The sequence below is a fragment of the Pseudomonas sp. FW306-02-D09B genome, from assembly GCF_058782685.1.
This window is the reverse complement of sequence record NZ_JBYSXY010000002.1, coordinates 38,348-61,215: the sequence shown is the minus strand read 5'-3', so window position 1 is coordinate 61,215 and position 22,868 is coordinate 38,348. Positions and strand designations below refer to the sequence as shown.

Annotated in this window: 24 protein-coding genes and 1 pseudogene; 20 read left to right on the top strand and 5 right to left on the bottom strand. The window is 60.2% G+C overall.

The window, feature by feature from the left end; genetic code table 11:
- The first annotated feature begins 59 nt into the window (after window positions 1-59).
- From argS to AC3WK5_RS04570, 9 genes are all read left to right on the top strand, one after another.
- Window positions 60-1,796 carry an arginine--tRNA ligase gene (argS, locus tag AC3WK5_RS04610; RefSeq protein WP_103317105.1) on the top strand — a complete coding sequence of 579 codons (1,737 nt, stop codon included), beginning with the start codon at window positions 60-62 and terminating at the stop codon, window positions 1,794-1,796.
- 1 nt (window position 1,797) lies between these two features.
- Window positions 1,798-2,499: an SPOR domain-containing protein gene (locus tag AC3WK5_RS04605; RefSeq protein WP_054595220.1), complete on the top strand. Its 702-nt coding sequence runs from the start codon at window positions 1,798-1,800 to the stop codon at window positions 2,497-2,499.
- A gap of 287 nt (window positions 2,500-2,786) precedes the next feature.
- Window positions 2,787-3,317, top strand: a complete 531-nt coding sequence (gene hslV, locus AC3WK5_RS04600; RefSeq protein ID WP_054595219.1) for an ATP-dependent protease subunit HslV — start codon at window positions 2,787-2,789, stop codon at window positions 3,315-3,317.
- Window positions 3,318-3,374: 57 nt separating this feature from the next.
- The gene (gene hslU, locus AC3WK5_RS04595) at window positions 3,375-4,715 is read left to right on the top strand and encodes an ATP-dependent protease ATPase subunit HslU (protein WP_054595218.1); all 1,341 of its coding nucleotides are present in this window, start codon (window positions 3,375-3,377) and stop codon (window positions 4,713-4,715) included.
- 120 nt (window positions 4,716-4,835) lie between these two features.
- A complete protein-coding gene (locus tag AC3WK5_RS04590; protein ID WP_103317103.1) occupies window positions 4,836-5,213 on the top strand; it encodes a gamma-butyrobetaine hydroxylase family protein in 378 nt (125 codons plus the stop codon).
- Window positions 5,214-5,472: 259 nt separating this feature from the next.
- The gene (gene phaC, locus AC3WK5_RS04585) at window positions 5,473-7,152 is read left to right on the top strand and encodes a class II poly(R)-hydroxyalkanoic acid synthase (RefSeq protein ID WP_103317100.1); all 1,680 of its coding nucleotides are present in this window, start codon (window positions 5,473-5,475) and stop codon (window positions 7,150-7,152) included.
- A 112-nt stretch (window positions 7,153-7,264) separates the two neighbouring features.
- Complete coding sequence (gene phaZ, locus AC3WK5_RS04580; protein ID WP_054595215.1) at window positions 7,265-8,122, top strand: poly(3-hydroxyalkanoate) depolymerase; 858 nt, start codon at window positions 7,265-7,267, stop codon at window positions 8,120-8,122.
- Between the two features lie 114 nt (window positions 8,123-8,236).
- Window positions 8,237-9,919, top strand: a complete 1,683-nt coding sequence (gene phaC, locus AC3WK5_RS04575) for a class II poly(R)-hydroxyalkanoic acid synthase (RefSeq protein WP_103317098.1) — start codon at window positions 8,237-8,239, stop codon at window positions 9,917-9,919.
- A gap of 62 nt (window positions 9,920-9,981) precedes the next feature.
- Window positions 9,982-10,602: a TetR/AcrR family transcriptional regulator gene (locus AC3WK5_RS04570; protein WP_054595213.1), complete on the top strand. Its 621-nt coding sequence runs from the start codon at window positions 9,982-9,984 to the stop codon at window positions 10,600-10,602.
- Window positions 10,603-10,809: 207 nt separating this feature from the next.
- Here the strand turns inward: AC3WK5_RS04570 and AC3WK5_RS04565 are convergent, their stop codons facing one another.
- From AC3WK5_RS04565 to AC3WK5_RS04555, 3 genes are all read right to left on the bottom strand, one after another.
- A complete protein-coding gene (locus AC3WK5_RS04565) occupies window positions 10,810-11,610 on the bottom strand; it encodes a phasin family protein (protein WP_103317096.1) in 801 nt (266 codons plus the stop codon).
- Window positions 11,611-11,620: 10 nt separating this feature from the next.
- Entirely contained in the window at window positions 11,621-12,043 is a 423-nt protein-coding gene (locus AC3WK5_RS04560; RefSeq protein ID WP_054595211.1) for a phasin family protein, read from the bottom strand.
- 260 nt (window positions 12,044-12,303) lie between these two features.
- Window positions 12,304-12,579 carry a polyhydroxyalkanoic acid system family protein gene (locus AC3WK5_RS04555; RefSeq protein WP_103317094.1) on the bottom strand — a complete coding sequence of 92 codons (276 nt, stop codon included), beginning with the start codon at window positions 12,577-12,579 and terminating at the stop codon, window positions 12,304-12,306.
- A gap of 155 nt (window positions 12,580-12,734) precedes the next feature.
- On the opposite strand from AC3WK5_RS04555, the gene ubiE reads away from it, so the two are divergent.
- The 11 genes and pseudogenes from ubiE (at window position 12,735) to AC3WK5_RS04500 (ending at window position 20,941) form a co-directional block, all read left to right on the top strand.
- The gene (gene ubiE / locus AC3WK5_RS04550; RefSeq protein WP_007989286.1) at window positions 12,735-13,505 is read left to right on the top strand and encodes a bifunctional demethylmenaquinone methyltransferase/2-methoxy-6-polyprenyl-1,4-benzoquinol methylase UbiE; all 771 of its coding nucleotides are present in this window, start codon (window positions 12,735-12,737) and stop codon (window positions 13,503-13,505) included.
- Window positions 13,505-14,128: a ubiquinone biosynthesis accessory factor UbiJ gene (locus AC3WK5_RS04545; RefSeq protein ID WP_103317091.1), complete on the top strand. Its 624-nt coding sequence runs from the start codon at window positions 13,505-13,507 to the stop codon at window positions 14,126-14,128. The genes ubiE and AC3WK5_RS04545 overlap by 1 nt, the downstream gene beginning before the upstream one ends.
- A complete protein-coding gene (gene ubiB / locus AC3WK5_RS04540; RefSeq protein ID WP_103317089.1) occupies window positions 14,125-15,729 on the top strand; it encodes a ubiquinone biosynthesis regulatory protein kinase UbiB in 1,605 nt (534 codons plus the stop codon). Before AC3WK5_RS04545 ends, ubiB begins: the two co-directional genes overlap by 4 nt.
- 81 nt (window positions 15,730-15,810) lie before the next feature.
- On the top strand, window positions 15,811-16,209 hold the full coding sequence (hisI, locus tag AC3WK5_RS04535; RefSeq protein ID WP_054595207.1) for a phosphoribosyl-AMP cyclohydrolase: 399 nt from the start codon (window positions 15,811-15,813) through the stop codon (window positions 16,207-16,209).
- Window positions 16,202-16,534 (top strand): phosphoribosyl-ATP diphosphatase, encoded by a 333-nt coding sequence (locus AC3WK5_RS04530; protein ID WP_018929162.1) that lies wholly within the window; start codon window positions 16,202-16,204, stop codon window positions 16,532-16,534. Before hisI ends, AC3WK5_RS04530 begins: the two co-directional genes overlap by 8 nt.
- Before the next feature lie 25 nt (window positions 16,535-16,559).
- On the top strand, window positions 16,560-16,841 hold the full coding sequence (locus AC3WK5_RS04525; protein WP_103317087.1) for a twin-arginine translocase TatA/TatE family subunit: 282 nt from the start codon (window positions 16,560-16,562) through the stop codon (window positions 16,839-16,841).
- Between the two features lie 10 nt (window positions 16,842-16,851).
- Window positions 16,852-17,298: a Sec-independent protein translocase protein TatB gene (gene tatB, locus AC3WK5_RS04520; protein WP_103317086.1), complete on the top strand. Its 447-nt coding sequence runs from the start codon at window positions 16,852-16,854 to the stop codon at window positions 17,296-17,298.
- On the top strand, window positions 17,295-18,089 hold the full coding sequence (tatC, locus tag AC3WK5_RS04515) for a twin-arginine translocase subunit TatC (protein ID WP_103317084.1): 795 nt from the start codon (window positions 17,295-17,297) through the stop codon (window positions 18,087-18,089). Before tatB ends, tatC begins: the two co-directional genes overlap by 4 nt.
- Window positions 18,086-18,793 (top strand): 16S rRNA (uracil(1498)-N(3))-methyltransferase, encoded by a 708-nt coding sequence (locus AC3WK5_RS04510; RefSeq protein WP_103317082.1) that lies wholly within the window; start codon window positions 18,086-18,088, stop codon window positions 18,791-18,793. The genes tatC and AC3WK5_RS04510 overlap by 4 nt, the downstream gene beginning before the upstream one ends.
- A 231-nt stretch (window positions 18,794-19,024) precedes the next feature.
- Window positions 19,025-20,083: pseudogene (locus AC3WK5_RS04505) on the top strand (methyl-accepting chemotaxis protein); the annotation flags it as partial.
- On the top strand, window positions 20,069-20,941 hold the full coding sequence (locus AC3WK5_RS04500) for a methyl-accepting chemotaxis protein (RefSeq protein ID WP_371917726.1): 873 nt from the start codon (window positions 20,069-20,071) through the stop codon (window positions 20,939-20,941). The pseudogene AC3WK5_RS04505 and the gene AC3WK5_RS04500, both read left to right, overlap by 15 nt.
- 158 nt (window positions 20,942-21,099) lie before the next feature.
- Here the strand turns inward: AC3WK5_RS04500 and AC3WK5_RS04495 are convergent, their stop codons facing one another.
- On the bottom strand, window positions 21,100-21,834 hold the full coding sequence (locus AC3WK5_RS04495) for an amino acid ABC transporter ATP-binding protein (protein ID WP_054595201.1): 735 nt from the start codon (window positions 21,832-21,834) through the stop codon (window positions 21,100-21,102).
- Window positions 21,827-22,786 (bottom strand): amino acid ABC transporter permease, encoded by a 960-nt coding sequence (locus AC3WK5_RS04490; protein ID WP_103317078.1) that lies wholly within the window; start codon window positions 22,784-22,786, stop codon window positions 21,827-21,829. The genes AC3WK5_RS04495 and AC3WK5_RS04490 overlap by 8 nt, the downstream gene beginning before the upstream one ends.
- Between the last annotated feature and the right edge of the window lie 82 nt (window positions 22,787-22,868).

Sequence of the window (22,868 nt, the reverse complement as noted above, 5' to 3'; positions counted from 1 at the left end):
GCCCAGTTTTTCCACCTGCGCATTGATGCGCCGCCGCTCTGCGGTTGAAAGAGAAGACCATGAAAGACACCATTCGCCAGTTGATCCAGCAAGCCCTCACCCAACTCGTTACCGACGGTGTGTTGCCTGAAGGCCTGACGCCGGCGATTCAGGTGGAGAACTCCCGTGACAAGACTCACGGCGACTTCGCCAGCAACATCGCCATGATGCTGGCTAAACCGGCCGGCATGAAACCGCGCGATCTGGCGGAAAAAATCATCGCTGCGCTGCCGGTTGACGAAAACGTCAGCAAAACCGAAATCGCCGGCCCGGGCTTCCTCAACTTCTTCCAGAACACCCAGGCCCTGGCCTCGCGCCTGGACGCCGCCCTGGCCGATGCCCACATCGGCGTGCGCAAGGCAGGTCCCGTGCAGCGCACTGTGGTCGACTTATCGGCGCCGAACCTGGCCAAAGAGATGCACGTCGGTCACTTGCGCTCGACCATCATCGGCGACGGCGTGGCGCGCGTACTGGAGTTCCTCGGCGATACAGTGATCCGCCAGAACCACGTCGGCGACTGGGGCACCCAGTTCGGCATGCTGATGGCGTACCTGCAAGAAAACCCGATCACCAGCGACGAGCTGTCGGACCTGGAAAACTTCTACCGCGCCGCCAAGCAGCGCTTCGACGAATCCGAAGAATTCGCCGACCGCGCCCGTGGCCTGGTGGTCAAGCTGCAAGCCGGTGACCCGGACTGCCTGGCGCTGTGGACCAAGTTCAAAGACATTTCCCTGTCCCACTGCCAGAAAATCTACGAACAGCTGAACGTCAAACTGACCATGGCCGACGTGATGGGCGAAAGTGCCTACAACGACGACCTGATCAACGTGGTCAACGACCTCAAGGCCAAAGGCATGCTGGTCGAGAGCAACGGCGCCCAGTGCGTGTTCCTCGACGAATTCAAGAATGCCGACGGCGACCCGCTGCCGGTAATCATCGTCAAGGCCGATGGCGGCTACCTCTACGCCACCACTGACCTGGCGGCCGTGCGCTACCGTAACGGCGTGCTGAAAGCCGATCGAGTGCTGTACTTCGTCGACCAACGTCAGGCCCTGCATTTCCAGCAGGTATTCGAAGTGGCTCGCCTGGCCGGTTTCGTGACCCATCCGATGGAAATGGAGCACATGGGCTTCGGCACCATGAACGGCGCCGATGGCCGTCCGTTCAAGACCCGTGATGGCGGCACCGTGAAGCTGATCGACCTGCTGAACGAAGCCAAGGAACGCGCCTACACGCTAGTGAAGGAAAAGAACCCCGAGCTTGCCGAAGCCGACCTGCGCAACATCGCCAAAGTCGTGGGCATTGGCGCGGTGAAATACGCCGACCTGTCCAAGCACCGCACCAGCGACTACAGCTTCAACTTCGACCTGATGCTGAACTTCGAAGGCAACACCGCGCCGTACCTGCTGTACGCCTACACTCGCGTGGCCGGCGTGTTCCGCAAACTCGGCAAGGACTTCAGCGAAGTCGAAGGGCAGATCGTCCTCGAGGCCACTCACGAACACGAACTGGCCGCCAAGCTGGCGCAGTTCGGTGAAGTGCTGAACAACGTCGCCGAAAAAGGCACGCCGCACATCCTCTGCACCTACCTGTACGATGTAGCCGGTCTGTTCTCCAGCTTCTACGAGAACTGCCCGATCCTCAGCGCCGAAACTCCGGCACAAATGCAAAGCCGCTTGCGCCTCGCCGCATTGACCGGTCGCACCCTCAAGCAAGGCCTGGAACTCTTGGGTCTGGAAACTCTGGAGCGTATGTAAGTTGGCTGCCAAGAAAAAACCAGCACCAAAGCGTGGCGCCAGCCGTTACCAAGCTCCTGCAAAAAAGCCGATTCCGGGATGGCTGTGGATGGCCATCGGCCTGACCGTGGGCGCCTTCATCGTGTTCCTGATGAAGCTGGAGCCGGGTAAAGGCAGCGAAAGCGTCAAGCGCGAGAAGGTCGAACAACAGAAAGCCAGCAAGATCGCCGAGGCCAACAAGACCCCGCCGAGCCCGACGCAACCGGTGAAGCCGAAATACGACTTCTACACCTTGCTGCCGGAATCGGAGGTCATCGTGCCGCCGGATGCCGTGCCGGAGAAAACCCTGCCGACGCCGCAGACTGCACCCGTTGCACCGGTAACCCCGGCAGAAGCGGCGAAGATCGACACCGCGCGTGCGCAGGCAGCCCTGAGCGGCGTTACCCCGCCGCCAGCGCCACCCGTGGCGAAAGCGGCGCCGGTGACCAAGTTCTTCCTGCAGGCTGGCTCGTTCCGCAAGGAAGCCGACGCCGACAAGGTTCGTGCGCAGATCATTCTGCTCGGCCAGGCAGTTTCGGTGGAGTCCGGCACGGTGAAGGACGAGACCTGGTACCGCGTGCTGGTCGGCCCGTTCAGCAACCGCGAACAGCTGACCACCGCCCAGAAACAACTGGCTGGCAGCGGTTTCAGCAACCTGTTGTTACAACAACGCCAAAGCCGCTGACTTCTGATGATTGCTCCCCCATTTGCGGGAGCAATCTGCTTTTGTGGCGAGGGGGCTTGCCCCCGTTCGGTTGCGAAGCGACCGTAAATCGCTATCCCGGCTCGACCTGAAACGGCGTGGTGGCTGATTACCGGGCCGCTTCGCGCCCCAACGGGGGCAAGCCCCCTCGCCACACGCTTGATGTACACCGCTCATCCCCTCCTGCGCCCCGCAGTTGAAAAACGCCTCACCACCCCCATATGAGTTGGGATAAGGCATTTTCGCCCCGCTGCGTGGAGACTCTTCCCTTGACCACCATCGTTTCAGTTCGCCGCCACGGCAAAGTCGTCATGGGCGGCGACGGCCAGGTTTCTCTCGGCAATACCGTGATGAAAGGCAACGCGAAGAAAGTTCGCCGCCTGTACCACGGTCAGGTCATCGCCGGGTTTGCTGGCGCCACCGCTGACGCCTTTACCCTTTTCGAACGTTTCGAAGGCCAGCTTGAAAAGCACCAGGGCCACCTGGTTCGCGCCGCCGTCGAACTCGCCAAAGAATGGCGCACCGACCGCTCCCTCAGCCGCCTCGAAGCGATGCTTGCAGTCGCCAACAAAGACGCCTCTCTGATCATCACCGGTAACGGCGATGTGGTCGAACCCGAAGAAGGCCTGATCGCCATGGGTTCCGGCGGCGGTTACGCTCAGGCCGCGGCCAGCGCCCTGCTGAAGAAAACCGATCTGTCGGCCCGTGAAATCGTCGAAACCGCTCTGGGCATCGCCGGCGACATCTGTGTTTTCACCAACCACAACTTCACCATTGAGGAGCAGGATCTCAGCGAATAAGCCTGTTTCGGCCATCACGCCACGGCATTCATTTTTGCTTGAGGACCACCCATTACCATGCCAATGACTCCCCGCGAAATCGTCCATGAACTCAGTCGCCATATCATCGGCCAGGACGATGCCAAGCGCGCCGTCGCCATCGCCCTGCGTAACCGCTGGCGCCGGATGCAACTGCCTGAAGAGCTGCGCGTTGAAGTAACACCCAAGAACATTCTGATGATTGGCCCGACCGGTGTCGGTAAAACCGAAATCGCCCGTCGCCTGGCCAAACTCGCCAATGCGCCATTCATCAAGGTTGAAGCGACCAAGTTCACCGAGGTCGGCTATGTCGGCCGTGACGTCGAGTCGATCATTCGTGACCTCGCCGATGCAGCGATCAAGTTGCTGCGCGAACAGGAAATGACCAAGGTTCGCCATCGCGCCGAAGATGCCGCCGAAGAGCGCATCCTCGATGCACTGCTGCCACCGGCACGCATGGGCTTCAGCAACGAAGACTCCGCGCCGGCCCAGGATTCCAACACCCGCCAACTGTTCCGCAAGCGCCTGCGCGAAGGTCAGCTGGATGACAAGGAGATTGAAATCGAAGTCGCCGAAGTGTCCGGCGTCGATATCTCCGCGCCACCGGGCATGGAAGAAATGACCAACCAGTTGCAAAGCCTGTTCGCCAACATGGGCAAGGGCGCGCGCAAGAGCCGCAAGCTCAAGGTCAAGGAAGCGCTGAGACTGGTGCGCGACGAAGAAGCCAGCCGCCTGGTCAATGATGAAGAACTCAAGGCCAAGGCGCTGGAAGCGGTCGAACAGCATGGCATCGTGTTCATCGACGAAATCGACAAAGTCGCCAAGCGCGGCAATACCGGCGGCGTCGACGTGTCCCGCGAAGGCGTACAGCGCGACCTGCTACCGCTGATCGAAGGCTGCACGGTCAACACCAAACTGGGCATGGTCAAGACCGACCACATCCTGTTCATCGCTTCCGGTGCGTTCCACCTGAGCAAGCCAAGCGATCTGGTGCCCGAACTGCAAGGCCGCCTGCCGATCCGCGTCGAACTCAAGGCCCTCACACCGGAAGACTTCGAGCGCATCCTCAGCGAGCCGCATGCCTCGCTCACCGAGCAGTATTGCGCCCTGCTGAAAACCGAAGGCGTGACGATCGAGTTCCAGCCGGACGGCATCAAACGCGTGGCGGAGATCGCCTGGCAGGTCAACGAGAAGACCGAGAACATCGGTGCCCGTCGCCTGCACACCCTGCTTGAGCGTCTGCTCGAAGAGGTGTCGTTCAGCGCCAGCGATCTGGCCAGCACCCACAGCGAAGAGCCGATCCGCATCGACGCTGACTACGTCAACAGCCACCTCGGCGAATTGGCGCAGAACGAAGACCTGTCCCGTTATATCCTGTAGGTCATGCGCCTCCCGTAGGAGCACGGCTTGCCGGCGATGGCGCCGTTGAAATCGCCATCGCCGGCAAGCCGTGCTCCTACAGGGATCAGGCCAACGCTCCCTACAGACGGACGACAGGTCATGACCAAACTCCCCACCGCCATCAAACTGCACAAAGCCTCGAAAACCCTGGAGCTGCAATACGCGCCCGATGAGGTCTATCACCTGAGCGCAGAATTCTTGCGCGTGCACTCTCCTTCCGCCGAGGTCCAGGGCCACGGCAAACCCATCCTTCAATTTGGCAAGATCGGCGTAGGCCTGACCAAGGTAGAACCGGCCGGTCAGTACGCACTGAAATTGACCTTCGATGACGGCCACGACAGCGGTCTGTTCACCTGGGAATATCTCTATCAGTTGGCGCGACGATATGACGCACTCTGGGACGATTATCTTGCCGAGCTCAAAGCCGCCGGAAAGACCCGCGATCCAAACGAGTCTGTCGTCAAGCTGATGCTCTAGCTCAAGGCCCGCGCTCTTTAGAGGGCATTTTCTAATTTCATCTGTTTGAATGCTGGGCTGCGGTGCCGAGGATCGGCCTGCTTGCGAAAAAAATTAAACTCGGGTAACCAATGGATCTGGCAAGTTCTGTGCAGCGCGCCTCCTGAATGAAAAAGTCAGCGATGTACAACTAACGGTCACCCGAGCGTGTACCCGGCATTTGCTGTGTGACTACACAGCAGGACTCAGGTACTCGCCTCAGGACAATGGAGCGTCGTAGATGAGTAACAAGAATAACGATGACCTGAAACTTCAAGCCTCGGAAAATACCCTGGGGCTTAATCCGGTCATCGGCTTGCGTCGAAAGGATCTGCTTACCTCTGCCCGCATGGTGCTGACCCAGGCCATCAAACAACCCATCCACAGCGTCAAGCATGTCGCGCATTTTGGCATTGAGCTCAAGAACGTGATGCTCGGTAGATCCGAGCTGCAACCGGAAAACGATGACCGTCGTTTCAACGATCCGGCGTGGAGTCAGAACCCGCTCTACAGGCGTTATCTGCAAACCTACCTGGCGTGGCGCAAGGAACTCCACGACTGGATTGGTGAAAGCAATCTGTCCGCCCAGGACATCAGCCGCGCACACTTCGTGATCAACCTGATGACCGAGGCCATGGCCCCGACCAACAGCGCGGCCAACCCTGCTGCCGTCAAACGCTTCTTCGAAACCGGCGGCAAAAGCCTGCTCGACGGCCTCTCGCACCTGGCCAAGGATCTGGTGCACAACGGCGGCATGCCGAGCCAGGTCAACATGGGCGCCTTCGAAGTCGGCAAGAGCCTGGGCACCACCGAAGGCGCGGTGGTTTTCCGCAACGATGTGCTGGAGCTGATCCAGTACCGGCCAATCACTGAACAAGTGCACGAACGCCCACTGCTGGTCGTTCCACCACAGATCAACAAGTTCTACGTCTTCGACCTGAGCCCGGACAAAAGCCTCGCGCGCTTCTGCCTGCGCAACAATGTGCAGACCTTCATCGTCAGCTGGCGCAACCCGACCAAGGCCCAACGTGAATGGGGTTTGTCGACCTACATCGAAGCGCTCAAGGAAGCGGTCGATGTGGTCACCGCGATCACCGGCAGCAAAGACGTGAACATGCTCGGCGCCTGCTCCGGCGGCATCACCTGCACCGCGCTGCTGGGCCACTACGCGGCGATCGGCGAGAAGAAGGTCAACGCCCTGACGCTGCTGGTCAGCGTGCTCGACACCACCCTTGATTCCCAGGTCGCGCTGTTCGTCGACGAACAAACCCTGGAAGCCGCCAAGCGTCATTCCTATCAGGCCGGTGTGCTTGAAGGTCGCGACATGGCCAAGGTCTTCGCCTGGATGCGCCCCAACGACCTGATCTGGAACTACTGGGTCAACAACTACCTGCTGGGCAACGAGCCGCCGGTCTTCGACATTCTGTTCTGGAACAACGACACCACCCGCCTACCGGCGGCGTTCCACGGCGACCTGATCGAACTGTTCAAAAACAACCCACTGATCCGTCCTGATGCACTGGAAGTGTGCGGTACGCCCATCGACCTCAAGCAGGTCACGGCAGACGTCTACTCCCTGGCGGGCACCAACGACCACATCACACCGTGGAAGTCGTGCTACAAATCGGCGCAGCTGTTCGGTGGCAAAGTCGAATTCGTGTTGTCCAGCAGCGGCCATATCCAGAGCATTCTGAACCCGCCGGGCAACCCGAAATCCCGTTACATGACCAGCACCGAGATGCCGGTCCATGCCAACGACTGGATGGAAAACTCAACCAAGCACACTGACTCCTGGTGGCTGCACTGGCAGGCCTGGCAGGCCGAGCGTTCGGGCAAGCTGAAAAAAGCCCCGACCGTACTCGGCAACAAGACCTATGCGGCAGGTGAGGCATCACCGGGGACTTATGTGCATGAACGTTAACTGACCACAAACCTGCAGAAGCCGAGCCTGCTCGCGATGGCGACCTCAAGGACGCCATCGCCGGCAAGCCGTGCTCCTACAGGGATAACGATCCACCCACAGGGCTTGAAGCATGCCGCAACCGTTCATATTTCGTACTGTCGACCTGGATGGTCAAACCATCCGCACCGCGGTACGCCCCGGCAAGCCTCACTTGACGCCCTTGCTGATTTTCAACGGCATCGGCGCCAACCTTGAGCTGGTGTTTCCGTTCGTCCAGGCGCTCGACCCGGACCTGGAAGTGATCGCCTTCGATGTCCCCGGTGTCGGCGGTTCATCGACGCCTACCCACCCTTACCGCTTTCCCGGGCTGGCCAAGCTGACCGCTCGGATGCTCGACTACCTCGATTACGGGCAAGTCAACGTGGTCGGTGTTTCGTGGGGCGGGGCACTCGCCCAACAGTTCGCATTCGACTACCCCGAGCGCTGCAAGAAACTGGTGTTGGCAGCGACGGCAGCGGGCATGGTGATGGTGCCGGGCAAACCGAAAGTGCTGTGGATGATGGCCAGCCCAAGACGCTATATCCAGCCATCCCACGTGATTCGCATTGCGCCGCTGATTTATGGTGGTTCGTTCCGTCGTGATCCGAACCTCGCGGCGGAGCACGCCAGCAAAGTGCGTTCGGCGGGCAAGCTTGGCTACTACTGGCAGCTGTTCGCGGGCCTGGGCTGGACCAGTATTCACTGGCTGCACAAAATCAATCAGCCGACCCTGGTGCTGGCCGGTGACGATGACCCGCTCATTCCGCTGATCAATATGCGGGTACTCGCCTGGCGTATTCCCAATGCCCAGCTACACATAATCGACGACGGCCATTTATTCCTGATCACTCGGGCTGAAGCCGTCGCTCCGATCATCATGAAATTTCTCCAGGAAGAACGCCAACGGGCGGTGATGCATCCGCACCCGGGATCGTTCGGCGGCACATAACGTACTGCGTATGTCGACAGGCGTGTCGAAAGCCGCAAGGGAGGTCCGAAGCGACTATGGTGTCTATTCGGAATTGATGTACTTGTTGATGGCTTGACGAAGGAGTGTTGACTCATGCGAGACAAAAAAGCGCCGGGCGCCTTTCCTCCACCCGCCGCATTCATCAATGCCCAGAGTGCGATCACCGGTCTGCGCGGCCGGGATCTGTTCTCGACTCTGCGCAGTGTCGCCGCTCACGGCTTGCGTCACCCTGTACAGAGTGCCAAACACGCACTGGCGTTGGGTGGCCAGCTGGGCCGGGTACTACTGGGCGAGACCCTGCATCAGCCCAACCCTTCGGACAGCCGCTTCGCCGACCCGAGCTGGGCCCTCAATCCGTTTTACCGACGCGGCCTTCAGACTTACCTGAGCTGGCAGAAGCAGATCAAAAAATGGATCGATGAAAGCGGCATGCCCGCCGATGACCGAGCACGCGCGCACTTTGCCTTTACCCTGCTCAACGACGCCGTCTCGCCGTCCAACACCTTGCTTAACCCGCTGGCGGTCAAGGAGCTGTTCAACTCAGGCGGCCACAGTCTGGTGCGCGGCCTCAGCCATCTGTTCGACGACCTGATGCACAACAATGGCCTGCCCAGCCAGGTGACCAAGCACGCCTTCGAAGTCGGCAAAACGGTAGCCACCACCACCGGTGCCGTGGTGTTTCGCAATGAACTGCTGGAGTTGATGCAGTACAAGCCGATGAGCGAAAAGCAGTACGCAAGGCCGCTGCTGGTGGTACCGCCGCAGATCAACAAGTACTACATTTTCGACTTGAGCCCGCACAACAGCTTCGTCCAGTTCGCGCTGAAAAACGGCCTGCAGGTGTTCATGGTCAGCTGGCGCAACCCGGATGTCCGTCATCGCGAATGGGGTTTGTCGAGTTACGTCGAGGCCGTGGAAGAAGCACTGAACGTCTGCCGGGCGATCAGCGGCAGCCGCGAGGTCAACCTGATGGGCGCCTGCGCCGGCGGCCTGACCATCGCCGCCCTGCAAGGACATCTGCAAGCCAAGAGGCAGCTGCGTCGGGTCTCGAGCGCGACCTATCTGGTGAGCCTGCTCGACAGTGAACTGGAAAGCCCGGCGACCCTGTTTGCCGACGAACAAACCCTCGAGGCGGCCAAGCGACGCTCCTACCAGAAAGGTGTACTCGAAGGTCGCGACATGGCCAAGGTATTCGCCTGGATGCGCCCCAACGACCTGATCTGGAACTACTGGGTCAACAACTACCTGCTGGGCAAAGAGCCGCCAGCCTTCGACATTCTCTACTGGAACAACGACAACACTCGCCTGCCGGCCGCTTTTCATGGCGACCTGCTGGACTTCTTCAAGCACAACCCGCTGACCCATCCTGGCGGACTGGAGGTCTGCGGCACGCCGATCGACTTGCAGAAGGTCAACGTCGACAGCTTCAGCGTCGCCGGGATCAACGACCACATCACACCTTGGGATGCGGTGTACCGCTCGACACTGCTGCTGGGCGGTGAGCGGCGCTTCGTGCTGTCCAACAGCGGCCACGTGCAGAGCATTCTCAACCCACCGAGCAACCCCAAGGCCAACTACGTCGAGAGCCCGAAACTGAGCAGCGATCCACGGGCCTGGTACTACGACGCCAAACACGTCGACGGCAGTTGGTGGAACCAGTGGCTGAGCTGGATTCAGGAACGTTCCGGCACTCAGCGCGAAACGCTGATGGCCCTTGGCAACCAGAACTATCCACCGATGGAGGCGGCGCCAGGCACCTACGTGCGCGTACGCTGAACTCTCCCCGCGCCACGGCCTGAAGTGTCGGCCGTGGCCTGACGAATCACTAAGAAGACTGGATGAAAACCCGCGACCGGATTCTTGAATGTGCCCTGCTGCTGTTCAACCAAAAGGGCGAGCCAAATGTCTCTACCATGGAAGTTGCCAATGAGCTGGGGATCAGCCCCGGCAACCTCTACTACCACTTTCACGGCAAGGAGCCGCTGATTCTCGGGTTGTTCGAGCGCTTCCAGAGCGAATTGACGCCCTTGCTCGATCCGCCGTCGGACGTGCAACTGGCACCGGAGGATTACTGGCTGTTCCTGCACCTGATCGTCGAACGCCTGGCGCACTACCGCTTCCTGTTCCAGGACCTGTCGAACCTGGCCGGGCGCTTGCCGAAACTGGCCAAGGGCATTCGTAATCTGCTCAATGCCCTCAAGCGCACACTGGCCTCGTTACTGGCGCAGCTGAAGGCTCAGGGGCAATTGGTCAGCGATACCCAGGCACTGGGGCAACTGGTGGAACAGATCACCATGACCTTGCTGTTTTCCCTGGACTATCAACGGATTCTCGATCGCGAAGGCGAAGTACGCGTGGTGGTCTACCAGATCATGATGCTGGTGGCGCCGCACCTGCCGCCGTCGGCGAAACTCGCAACCGAGCAGTTGGCGTTGCAGTATCTGGAAGAGCACGACTAGCACAGCCTCCATGCGACGAAAATCCAGTGTGGGAGCGGGCTTGCTCGCGAAAGCGATCTGACATTCAACTTTGATGCTGAATGTTATGACCCCTTCGCGAGCAAGCCCGCTCCCACATTGGTTCTTTAGTGTTTTCGAGAATGCATTCAGCACAAACAAAAACGCCCGACCTTCGCAGGCCGGGCGTTTTTGCGTGCCCTGGGTTAATCAGGACTGACTGGTTGGCGCCGATGGGGTTGGCGCTACAGTCGGGGTCACAGCAGGGGTTGGCGCCGCGGCGGAGTTCGCCGGGCTGACCGGTGCTGCCGGTTTGGCGGCGGCCACTGCCGGTTTCGCTGCGGCCACTTTCGGGGCTGCAGGCTTTTTGGCTACTGGCTTCTTCGCAGCAGCAGGCTTGACGGCGGCTTTGGCAACTGCCGGTTTGGCTGCTGGCTTGGCCGCTGCAGGTTTGGCTGCCGCGGTTTTAGCTGCCGGCTTGGCTGGCGCTTTAGCCGCTGGTTTGGCAGCCGTTTTTGCGGCAGCTTTGACCAGGGGTTTGGCGGCAGTTTTAGCGGCCGGTTTGGCTGCTGCCGTTTTAGCGGCAACAGGCGCAACCTTGGCACCGGTGAGTTTTTCGATTTGCTTGGTCAGGGTATCGACCTTACTGTGCAGCGCTTTGACTTCATTGCGGCTTGGCACGCCAAGACGCGAAATCGCACTGTTCAGACGCTTGTCGAAAGCCCCTTCCAGTTCATCCCACTTGCCCAGCGCGCGATCTTTGACACCACTGATACGCGACTTGGCCGATTGAGCGGAGTCTTTGGCAGCGTCGACAGTTTTGCCGACAGCGCTCTTGGTGAGCTTCTCGGCTTTCTCGCCATCTTTGACCAATGACTCGAAGAGTTTGCTGCCGTCAGTGTCGATCTTCGAGTACACGCCTAAACCAGCAAGCCAGATTTTGCGGGAGTAGTCTTCGACTTTCCCAATCCACGAGCTGCCTTCTTTCTCGGTGTTCTTTTTACCAGCCATCCCGTTCTCCTTAATGTTTACGCGCGACGCGTTCGAGCAATGCCGTCAGCTCATCGAGCTTAGCAGAGAGTGTCTCAACGTCATGTTTAGACGGAATGCCGATACGATTCAAGGCACTTGCGACACGCGTGTCGAAAGCCTTCTCGACTTTGTCGAGCTGAACTTCGACTTTGCCTTTGAAGGTACTGACTTCACTCTTGGCTTCATCAATCTCGGCGTTGGCCGCTTCAAGCTTCTCGGCAACGACTTTTTTGCCTTTCTTTTCAACAGTTTGACCAGCCTTGATCAACTCCTGAAAGTACTCGCTGCCTTCCTGACCGACCTTGGTGTAGGCACCCAGGCCTGCCAGCCAGATCTTGCGGGCATAGGATTTCACTTCGTTCAACGCAGTCGGCTGAACGTCAGTTTTTTTCTTCAAAGTAACTTTGGCCATGGTGCACCTCACGCGCAGAAGGTTTGAGGAACTGCCCGTCAAGCGTCGGGCTCAGGCACAACGTAGTGAGAAAAATTAGAAACGGCACCCTAACAACTGACATAAACCTTCGGGCGAACCACAGGCAAATGTGGGAAGGGCCGGGCGACGTTCGCTTGCTCGCGAATGCGGTGTGTCATTCAACATTGATATCGACTGACCTGGCGCTTTCGCGAGCAAGCCCGCTCCCACATTTAATCTCATTCCACGCAAAGACCCGGTCAGACCAGTGCTTTATCGAGGGCTCTTTCGATTTCCGACTTGATGGTGCCGCTCATGGCTGACATCAACAGGCCGAGTTCGACATCGACCCTGATCGAGGTGTCGCCCACATACACGGCGCCTTTTACCCCGGAACGCTTGAGGTTCAGGGTGTCGCCCGACCACTGAGGTTCCAGGCCATATTGCGTCGCCAGTTTTTCCGCCAGTTTGTCAGCCTTCTCGCGGGCTGCTTCCTTACCCAGGCCGTGGGTACGCTCAACACTAATATGGGCCACTGAATGACTCCTGCTTTATCGGGACTTGCCTCACGCATTCTGACCCCTGCTGCGTCAAAACGTCCGGGCGGTTGCCTATCTTACCTTCAGCCTTGCCAAGACAAAGCATGCCTTGGGGATTAGAATGTCGCGCATTCTCTTTTGGTGACAGCGATATGACTGATCAGCGCAAAGGCAGCGATGCCGAACCCACCACTCACTTCGGCTTCAAAAACGTTCCGGAAAGCCAGAAAGCGGAAAAAGTCGCTGAGGTTTTCCACTCGGTAGCCGCCAAATACGACCTGATGAACGACCTCCTGTCGGGCGGCATGCATCGTTTGTGGAAGCGTTTCGCGATCGAACTGTCGGGCGTTCGCACCGGCAACCGCGTGCTGGACATCGCCGGTGGCACCGGCGACCTGACCAGAAAGTTCTCGCACCTTGTCGGTCCGACCGGCCAGGTCGTGCTCGCCGACATCAACGAATCCATGCTCAAGGTCGGTCGTGACCGCCTGCTGGATCTGGGTGTGGCCGGCAACGTCGAATTCGTTCAGGCCGACGCTGAAAAGCTGCCGTTCCCGGACAACCACTTCGACTGCGTGACCATCGCGTTCGGCCTGCGCAACGTCACCCACAAGGAAGACGCCCTGCGCTCCATGCTGCGGGTGCTCAAACCGGGCGGGCGCTTGCTGGTGCTGGAATTCTCCAAACCGACCAACGCGCTGATGTCCAAGGCCTACGACGCCTACTCGTTCGCCTTCATGCCGTTGATGGGCAAGCTGATCACCAATGACTCGGAAAGCTATCGCTACCTGGCCGAATCGATCCGCATGCACCCGAATCAGGAAACCCTGAAGTCGATGATGGTTGAAGCCGGTTTCGACCGCGTGACCTACCACAACATGACCGCAGGCATCGTCGCCCTGCACCGCGGCATCAAACCCTGATGTTGCTCGCCGGCCTGCTCGCCAGCGTCGAACTCGGCCTCAACCGGGTGTTGCGGCTCGACAGCACGGCGCTGCCGCGTCTGGCGCATTTGAGCGGCAAGGTGATTGCCGTCGATTGCCGCAGCCCGGCGTTGCAGATGTTCATTGTGCCCAGCAACGAAGGCCTGATGCTGGCAGCACACTGGGCCGCGGACGCCGACTGCACCTTGCGCGCACCGGCGGCAAGCCTGCTCAAGCTGGCCCTGAGCAAGGACAAGACGGCGGTCCTGCATGCTCCTGAAGTTGAACTCGACGGCGACAGCGGCGTGCTGCTGGAACTCGCGGCAGTCCTTCAGGACCTGGAGCTGGACTGGGAATACGAACTCTCGCGCTGGCTCGGCCCGGTCGCCACGCAACTGCTGGGCGGTCACTTGCGCAGCCGCGCACGCTGGTATCAGCAAGGTTTCGCCAGCCTGAACCAGAATCTTGCAGACTACCTCGCCGAAGAATCGCGCGCCCTCGTCGGCCAGCGCGAAGCCGAAGCGCGGTTTAGTGAACTGGACCAGATCAAACTTGATCTGGAACGTCTTGAGGCGCGCTTCGAGCGTCTTTCCCGATCCCTTGATTCAAGCGATAACGCATGAAGCTGCTTGCCGTCCGCCGTTTGTTGCGCATCCAGCGCGTCGTGATCCGCTACCGCCTCGATGACCTGCTGTTCGCCCTGCCACTGCCGTGGTTCCTGCTGGGGCTGCGTTATGCGCTGCCATGGCGCTGGTTTCCGCGTAAAACCCTGGACCTGAGCCGGGGCGCGCGCCTGCGGCTGGCCTTGCAGGACCTGGGGCCGATTTTCATCAAGTTCGGACAGATTCTTTCGACCCGCCGCGACCTGCTGCCCGAAGACATCGCCGATGAGCTGATGCTGTTGCAGGACCGCGTGCCGCCGTTTGACTCGCAGGTAGCGGTCAAGCTGATCGAAGAACAGCTGGGCAAAAAAATCAGCGATGTGTTCAGCCGATTCGACATCGAGCCACTGGCTTCGGCTTCGGTGGCGCAAGTTCATGCGGCGCAGTTGAAGAGCGGCGAAGAAGTGGTGGTCAAGGTCATACGCCCGGGCCTCAAACCGGTGATCGCACAAGACCTGGCCTGGCTGTTCATCCTCGCCCGCGCAGCGGAAAAACTCTCCGCCGACGCCCGCCTGCTGCACCCGGTGGAGGTGGTCAGCGACTACGAAAAAACCATCTTCGACGAACTCGACCTGTTGCGCGAAGCGGCTAATGCCAGCCAACTGAGGCGCAACTTCGACGGCTCGCCGTTGTTGTACGTGCCGCAAGTCTACTGGGACTGGTGCCGACCAAAAGTGTTGGTGATGGAGCGCATCTACGGGATTCAGGTCACGGACCTGGCGACCCTCGCCGACCAGCGCACCGACATGAAAATGCTCGCCGAACGTGGCGTGGAGATCTTCTTCACCCAGGTGTTCCGCGACAGCTTCTTCCACGCCGACATGCACCCCGGCAACATCTTCGTCAGCACCGTGCAGCCGTGGAGCCCGCAGTACATTGCGATCGACTGCGGGATCGTCGGCAGCCTGACGCCTGAAGACCAGGACTATCTGGCACGCAACCTGTTCGCCTTCTTCAAGCGCGACTATCGCCGGGTCGCCCAACTGCACATCGATTCGGGCTGGGTGCCGGCGGAAACCAAACTCAACGAATTCGAAGCGGCAATCCGTACGGTCTGCGAGCCGATTTTCGAAAAACCGCTAAAGGATATTTCCTTCGGCCAGGTGCTGATGCGCCTGTTCCAGACGGCGCGACGCTTCAACATGGAAGTGCAGCCACAACTGGTTCTTTTGCAGAAAACCCTGCTCAACATCGAAGGCCTGGGCCGTCAGCTGTACCCGGAACTGGACCTGTGGAACACCGCCCAACCGTTCCTCGAACGCTGGATGCGCGAACGCGTCAGCCCGAAAACCTTGCTTGGCAATCTGCACAACCAGGTCGAACAACTGCCGCACCTGGCCAACATGACCCGCGACCTGCTCGATCGCCTGTCGCAGCCACACGCCATAAACCCGCCACCGGCCTGGCATCGTCGTTCGGATGACTGGTTCCTGCGCCTGCTTGGCACCGCGCATCTGGCGGGCGGTGCGATCCTGCTGGCCGGCGGCCCTCTGGACGGACTGGGCCATTGGCCCGGCGCAATCATGGTAGCCGTGGGCTTGTATCTGATCGTTCGACGATAGCCAGCCGCGCTGCACGCTGGCACACTGTTCCAACGCCAGGGTTCCACTACTGAAGTGTCGAGCCCGCTGTCGGAGTCGAAGATGAAAGATTGGCTGGACGAGATCAAATGGGACAGCGACGGCCTGGTGCCGGCGATCGCCCAGGACCATAAAACCGGGCGCGTGCTGATGATGGCCTGGATGAACCGCGAAGCGCTGGAACTGACCGCCGCCGAGAACCGCGCCATCTACTGGTCACGTTCGCGTGGCAAGCTGTGGCGCAAGGGCGAAGAGTCCGGGCATGTGCAAACACTGCATGAGATGCGCCTGGACTGTGACGCCGACGTGATCATTCTGATGGTCGAGCAGATCGGCGACATCGCCTGTCACACCGGCCGCCAAAGCTGCTTCTACCGCGTCTATGAAAACGGCGACTGGAAAACCGTCGACCCGGTGCTCAAGGACCCGCACGCCATCTATTCGGACCACAAACATGACTGACACCCTGACCCGTCTGGCCCAAGTGCTGGAAGAGCGTAAAGGCGCTGCCGCCGACAGCTCCTATGTCGCCAGCCTTTACCACAAGGGCTTGAACAAGATTCTGGAAAAAGTCGGCGAAGAATCGGTCGAGACGATCATTGCCGCCAAAGACGCCGCCATCAGCGGAGATTGCAGTGATGTAATCTACGAAACCGCTGATCTGTGGTTCCATAGTATGGTCATGCTCGCCCAACTGGGGCAGCATCCGCAGGCTGTCCTCGATGAGCTGGACCGCCGCTTCGGCCTGTCCGGTCACGTCGAGAAAGCCTCGCGCCCGTCCGCCTGAATAACTATTAGAGAGGAGCAGCAACATGGGCATTTTTGACTGGAAACACTGGATCGTCATCCTGATTGTCGTCGTACTGGTATTCGGCACCAAAAAACTGAAAAACCTCGGCACCGATGTCGGCGAAACGATCAAGGGCTTTCGCAAAGCCATGAACGACGAAGAGAAGCCTGCCGAACCCGTCGTGCCGCCGACCACTGCACAGCCAACAGCGCCGGTGCAGCCACAGGCCTCGACCCTGAAAGAGCCGCACACCATCGACGTGCAGGCCCATAAAGTCGAAGAGCCGACCCGCAAAGACTCGTGAGCACAGACTAATGTTCGGTATCAGCTTCTCTGAACTGCTGCTTGTCGGCCTCGTTGCCCTGCTGGTGCTGGGCCCCGAGCGTCTGCCGGGCGCTGCGCGCACCGCCGGCCTGTGGATCGGACGCCTGAAGCGCAGCTTTAACGCGATCAAACAGGAAGTTGAACGTGAAATCGGTGCCGACGAGATTCGCCGGCAACTGCACAACGAGCACATTCTGTCGCTGGAACAAGAGGCCCGCAAAATCCTCAATCCAGCCCAGCAGCCGACGCCAGTCGAGACGGTAGCCGAGCAGACGGTTCAGGCGCCTGCGCCTGCTGCCGAAACTGCAGCTGTCGCAACACCGGTCGAGCCGCCTCCAGCGGTCGTTGCCGCACCACCGACAGCCCCTGTTACTCCTGCGGCGGCAACCACTGCGCCGGCTCCCCACGACCCAACACTGCCGCCGCGAGCCCCATGAGCGATATTCCGGAATCCGACCAGCACATGCCGCTGGTTTCGCACCTCACCGAGTTGCGCACTCGCCTGCTGCGCTGCGTCGCGGCGATTTTCCTGATCTTCGCCGGGTTGTTCGCCTTCACCCAGCAGATCTACACCTTCGTCTCGATACCGCTACGCCAGTATTTGCCGGCCGGCGCGACGATGATCGCCACCGACGTGTCCTCGCCATTCCTGACGCCGTTGAAGCTGACCATGATGGTCTCGCTGTTCCTGGCGATCCCGGTGATCCTGCATCAGATCTGGGGTTTCATCGCGCCGGGCCTGTACAAGCATGAAAAGCGTATCGCGGTGCCGCTGCTGGTCTCCAGCATCCTGTTGTTCTACACCGGCATGGCGTTCGCCTACTTCCTGGTGTTCCCGCTGATCTTCAAGTTCTTCGCCTCGGCCACTCCGGCGGGTGTAGAAATGATGACCGACATCACCAGTTACCTGGATTTCGTCATGACGCTGTTCTTCGCCTTCGGCGTGGCGTTCGAGATCCCGGTGGCCGTGGTGCTGCTGGTGTGGATCGGCGTGGTCGACGTCAAATACCTGAAGAAGATCCGCCCGTACGTGGTCATCGGCTGCTTCGTGGTCGGTATGATCCTGACCCCGCCGGACATCTTCTCGCAGACCCTGCTGGCCGTGCCGATGTGGCTGTTGTTCGAGATCGGCATAGTGTTTGGCAGCCTGGTCAGCAAACGCGAAAAACCGGCGGATGACCAGCCGGCAGACGATCACAACGACCAGCCGCCAGCGACTCAACCGTGAACCTGCTGCTCCTCGAAGAGGCCGATTTCATTGCGGCCGACCGGGTGATCCTGCGTGATCGTCGACTCACTCACATGCAGGAAGTCCACCGCTGTGAAGTCGGCGACAGCCTGCGGGTCGGGCGGATTGGCGGCTTGATGGGCTCAGCCGAAGTGCTGCGCCTGGAAGCCACCGAAGCCGAACTGCGTGTCATCCTCGACCAACCGCCACCGGCCAAGCTGCCGCTGACCCTGCTGCTGGCCCTGCCACGGCCGAAGATGCTGCGCAGAGTGTTCCAGACGGTCGCCGCCATGGGTGTGCCGCGAATCGTGCTGGTGAACAGCTATCGGGTCGAGAAGAGCTTCTGGCAGACGCCGTTCCTCGAACCCGAGGCCATCCGTGAGCAACTGATCCTCGGTCTCGAACAGGCTCGCGACAGCGTGTTGCCCGAGATCGTTATCGAGAAACGCTTCAAGCCCTTCGTCGAAGATCGCCTCCCGGCCATCGCCGACGGCACCCTTGGGCTGATCGGCCACCCCGGCCAGTACCCGCCCTGCCCCCGCGGGCTGGACGAACCGGTAACCCTGGCGATCGGCCCGGAAGGCGGCTGGATCCCCTACGAAGTCGACCTGCTGAGCAAGGCCGGCCTGCAACCGGTACAGCTCGGCGACCGCATCCTGCGGGTCGAAACCGCCGTCACGGCCCTGCTTTCGCGCCTTTTCTAACACAGCCCTGTGGCGAGGGAGCTTGCTCCCGCTTGGGCGCGAAGCGGCCATCGCTTTTTTCGAGCAAGAACGCATCCACCGACTTTACGACTGCTTTGCAGCCGAACGGGAGCAAGCTCCCTCGCCACAAGTGACTGCCGCCCCAGACATTGCGGCGGCCTACAGATCTCCATCTTCCGGCCGATAGTCTCTCTATAAATCCAATTAACGTGGTCGTAGGGAGTCCGCAGCATGTACCGATGGTTAGCCGAACACCTGGGAAATGTGAGCGTCAATCGCAAGCTTGGCATCGGCTTTGGCCTGGTGTTGCTCCTGACCCTGCTGATCACTGTGGATGGCTGGACGGGCATGAGCGGCATCATCAGTCGCGGCGACAAGCTCGGGTATATTTCCAGCCTCAATGAGCTGACCAAAGACCTGCGTATTGCTCGCCTGGACTATGAAATGCGTCGCGGTGAACAAGGCCCCGCCGCTGTCAGCGAGTTGCTGGACAAGCTCGACTCAGGCCTGCAAGGCGCTCTCAAGATGATCGAGCAGCCAGCCGATGTGGCGATGCTCAATCAGCAGATTGAAGCCGTCAGCAAGTACAAGCACGCCTTTGCCGACATGACCCAGGCTACCGCCAACCGCGAAGCGGCCCGTGCCAAACTCGGTGCCAGCGCCGACAATGCCGTAGCCCACGTGGCAGAAGTCGAAAAAGCCCTGCTGCAAGGTGACAGCGTCGCCCAGTTCAATAGCGTCATCGAGCTGAGCAAATTGATCCAGCAGGCACGCTTCCAGGTGCGCGGCTACACCTACAGCGGCAAGGTCGAGGCTGAGCAACCGGCGCTGGACGCCATCGACAACGCCTTGAAGTACCTCAAGACCCTGCCGGAAAAACTCCCGGAACAGCACACCGCCAACCTGCAACAAGCCACCGACATGTTGATCGCCTACCGCGCTGCCGTCAGCCAATACCGCGATTCCCAGGTGGCCAGCGCCACCGCCCTCAAGGACATGGCCGAGCAAGGCGACCTGCTGTTCGAGCTGAGCAAGAAACTCACCACCGCCCAAACCGTCGTGCGTGATAGCGATGCCACCGCAGCCAAAAACACCTTGCTGCTGGTGACCGCGCTGGCACTGGCATTCGGTCTGCTCGCTGCCTGGGCCATCACCCGGCAGATCATCATCCCGTTGAACCAGACTCTTAAAGTTGCTGAACGGGTGGCTGCCGGCGACTTGACTCACAATCTCGTCTCCCAGCGTCGCGACGAACTCGGCCAGCTGCAACGCGCGATGCAGAGCATGACCGTCGGCCTGCGCGAACTGATCGGCGGCATCAGCGAAGGCGTGACACAGATCGCCAGCGCCGCCGAAGAACTTTCAGCCGTGACCGAGCAGACCAGCGCCGGGGTCAACAACCAGAAGATTGAAACCGACCAGGTGGCCACCGCCATGAACGAAATGGCCGCCACCGTACAGGAAGTCGCACGCAACGCCGAGGAAGCATCGGAAGCCGCCGTCGCCGCTGACCAGCAGGCCCGCGAAGGCGACAAGGTGGTCGGCGAAGCCATCGCCCAGATCGAACGCCTGGCCACCGAAGTCGGCAACTCCACTGAAGCCATGGGGCATCTCAAGCGTGAGAGCGACAAGATCGGCAGCGTGCTGGATGTGATCAAGTCCGTGGCCCAACAAACCAACCTGCTGGCCCTCAACGCGGCCATCGAGGCTGCACGGGCCGGTGAGGCCGGACGTGGTTTTGCCGTGGTTGCCGACGAAGTGCGCAGCCTGGCGCAACGCACCCAGAAGTCCACCGAAGAGATCGAAGAGCTGATTGTCGGCCTGCAAAGCGGTACTCAACAGGTCGCCAGCATCATGGACAACAGCCGCAGCCTGACCGACAGCAGTGTTGAACTGACCCGCCGCGCTGGCGGTTCGCTGTCCAACATCACTCGCACTGTCTCGGCAATTCAGGCGATGAACCAGCAGATCGCCGCAGCCGCCGAACAACAGAGCGCCGTGGCCGAGGAAATCAACCGCAGCGTGCTGAACGTGCGCGACGTTTCCGACCAGACCTCGGCCGCCAGCGAAGAGACCGCGGCCTCCAGCGTCGAGCTGGCGCGGTTGGGCACCCATTTGCAGATGCTGGTGGGCAAGTTCAGGGTTTGAGGCGATGCAGATACCTCGGTTCGCTTTGGACCGAGGTGATGCTTTCGCGAGCAAGCCCGCTCCCACACTGGATCTCGGTCAAACACAAAAAGTGCTTTCGCCGAAAATCTAATGTGGGAGCGGGCTTGCTCGCGAAAGCGATTCGACAGGCGACGAGGTTACAGAACCTGCCGCAAAAACGCCTGCGCTCGCGGGTCCTTCGGCGCATCGAAGAACTCGGCCGGCGAGGCGTCTTCGAGCAATTTGCCATGATCGAAGAACAGCACCCGATCCGCGACTTCCCGCGCAAAGCCCATTTCGTGGGTCACGCAGACCATGGTCATGCCTTCCACGGCCAGGGTCTTCATCACGTCCAGCACTTCGCCGACCATTTCCGGGTCCAGCGCCGACGTCGGCTCATCGAACAACATCACCTTAGGCTCCATGGCCAGCGCCCGGGCAATCGCTACGCGCTGTTGCTGACCGCCAGAGAGGCGTGACGGAAACTCGTGGGCCTTCTGCGCGATGCCAACTTTTTCCAGCAGTGCCAGAGCCTTGGCCTCGCGCTCCTGCTTGCCGCGCTTGCGCACGACTTTCTGCGCCAGGCAGAGGTTTTCCAGCACGGTCATGTGCGGGAACAGGTTGAAGTGCTGGAACACCATCCCGACTTCACGGCGGTAAGCGTTGACGTCGGTTTTCGGGTCGGCCAGTTGCAAACCGTCGATGCTCACCGAGCCTGAGTCGAACGCTTCCAGGCCATTCAGGCAGCGCAGAAAGGTCGACTTGCCGGAACCCGACGGCCCAATCACCACCAACACTTCGCCCTTGGCCACTCGAGTGGTGACGTTATCCACCGCACGGACCACTTGGCCGCGGGTGTCGAAGACTTTTACCAGATCGCGGACTTCAATCACTTTGCGCGAGCCTCCGCTCAAGCCGGCTGGCGATTTTCGACAGCGGCAGGTTGATCAACAGGTACAGACCCGCCACGCAGAACAGGATTTCGAACGGCGAGAACGAGGTGGTGATGACTTCACGGCCACTCTTGAGCAACTCGGTAATAGCGATCACCGACACCAGCGAGGTGTCCTTGACCAGACTGATGAATTGCCCGGCCAACGGTGGCAGCACGCGCTTGAACGCTTGCGGCAACACCACGTGGCGCATCGACTGGCCAGCGCTCAAGCCCAGCGAACGGGCGGCTTCGTTCTGCCCACGGGCAATCGACTGCACGCCAGAACGAATGATCTCGGCCACATAGGCACCGGTGAACAGCGACAGAGCGGCAATCCCGGCAAACTCGCGGGACAGGTTCAGCACCGTACCGATGAAGAAGTAGAAGATGAATATCTGCACCAGTAGCGGCGTACCGCGCACCAGCTCGATGTAGACGGTCGACAGATCACGCAGGGTCGGGTTATTCGACAGCCGACAGAGACCGGTCGCCAGGCCGATCAACAGCCCGAGCACGCCCGACACCAGCGACAGCCACAACGTTGTCCACAGGCCCCACAACAGCGGTCCTGCCGCCCAATGCCGGGTCACGCCGACCACATCGCCTTCCGCCACGTCGTCGCCACGGGCCACTTGCAGGCTGTTGTCATCAACGCTCAGCAGCTGTTCGACACCGGCGTCATTGCGCAGGGTCACTTCGGCCTTATTGCCAGTGCGCACCAGCTCGCTAACGGTGGAAATGTCAGCGGCACGCTGGGTTTCTTCGGCCTGATAGGCGAAATACTGCGGCACGCGATTCCAGCGCCATTCGTAAGACATCAGCGAGGTGGCGTAATACAACGCACCAGCCATGCCGATCAGCACCAGCACGGTCAACACGTGCCAGGGCCATTGGGCTTTTTTTTGTTTCATTTGTCAGCAAATTCCGAATTCTATGTCGCCAGTGAGGCCGTCTTCGCGAGCAAGCGAACGTCGCCCGGCCCTTCCCACATTG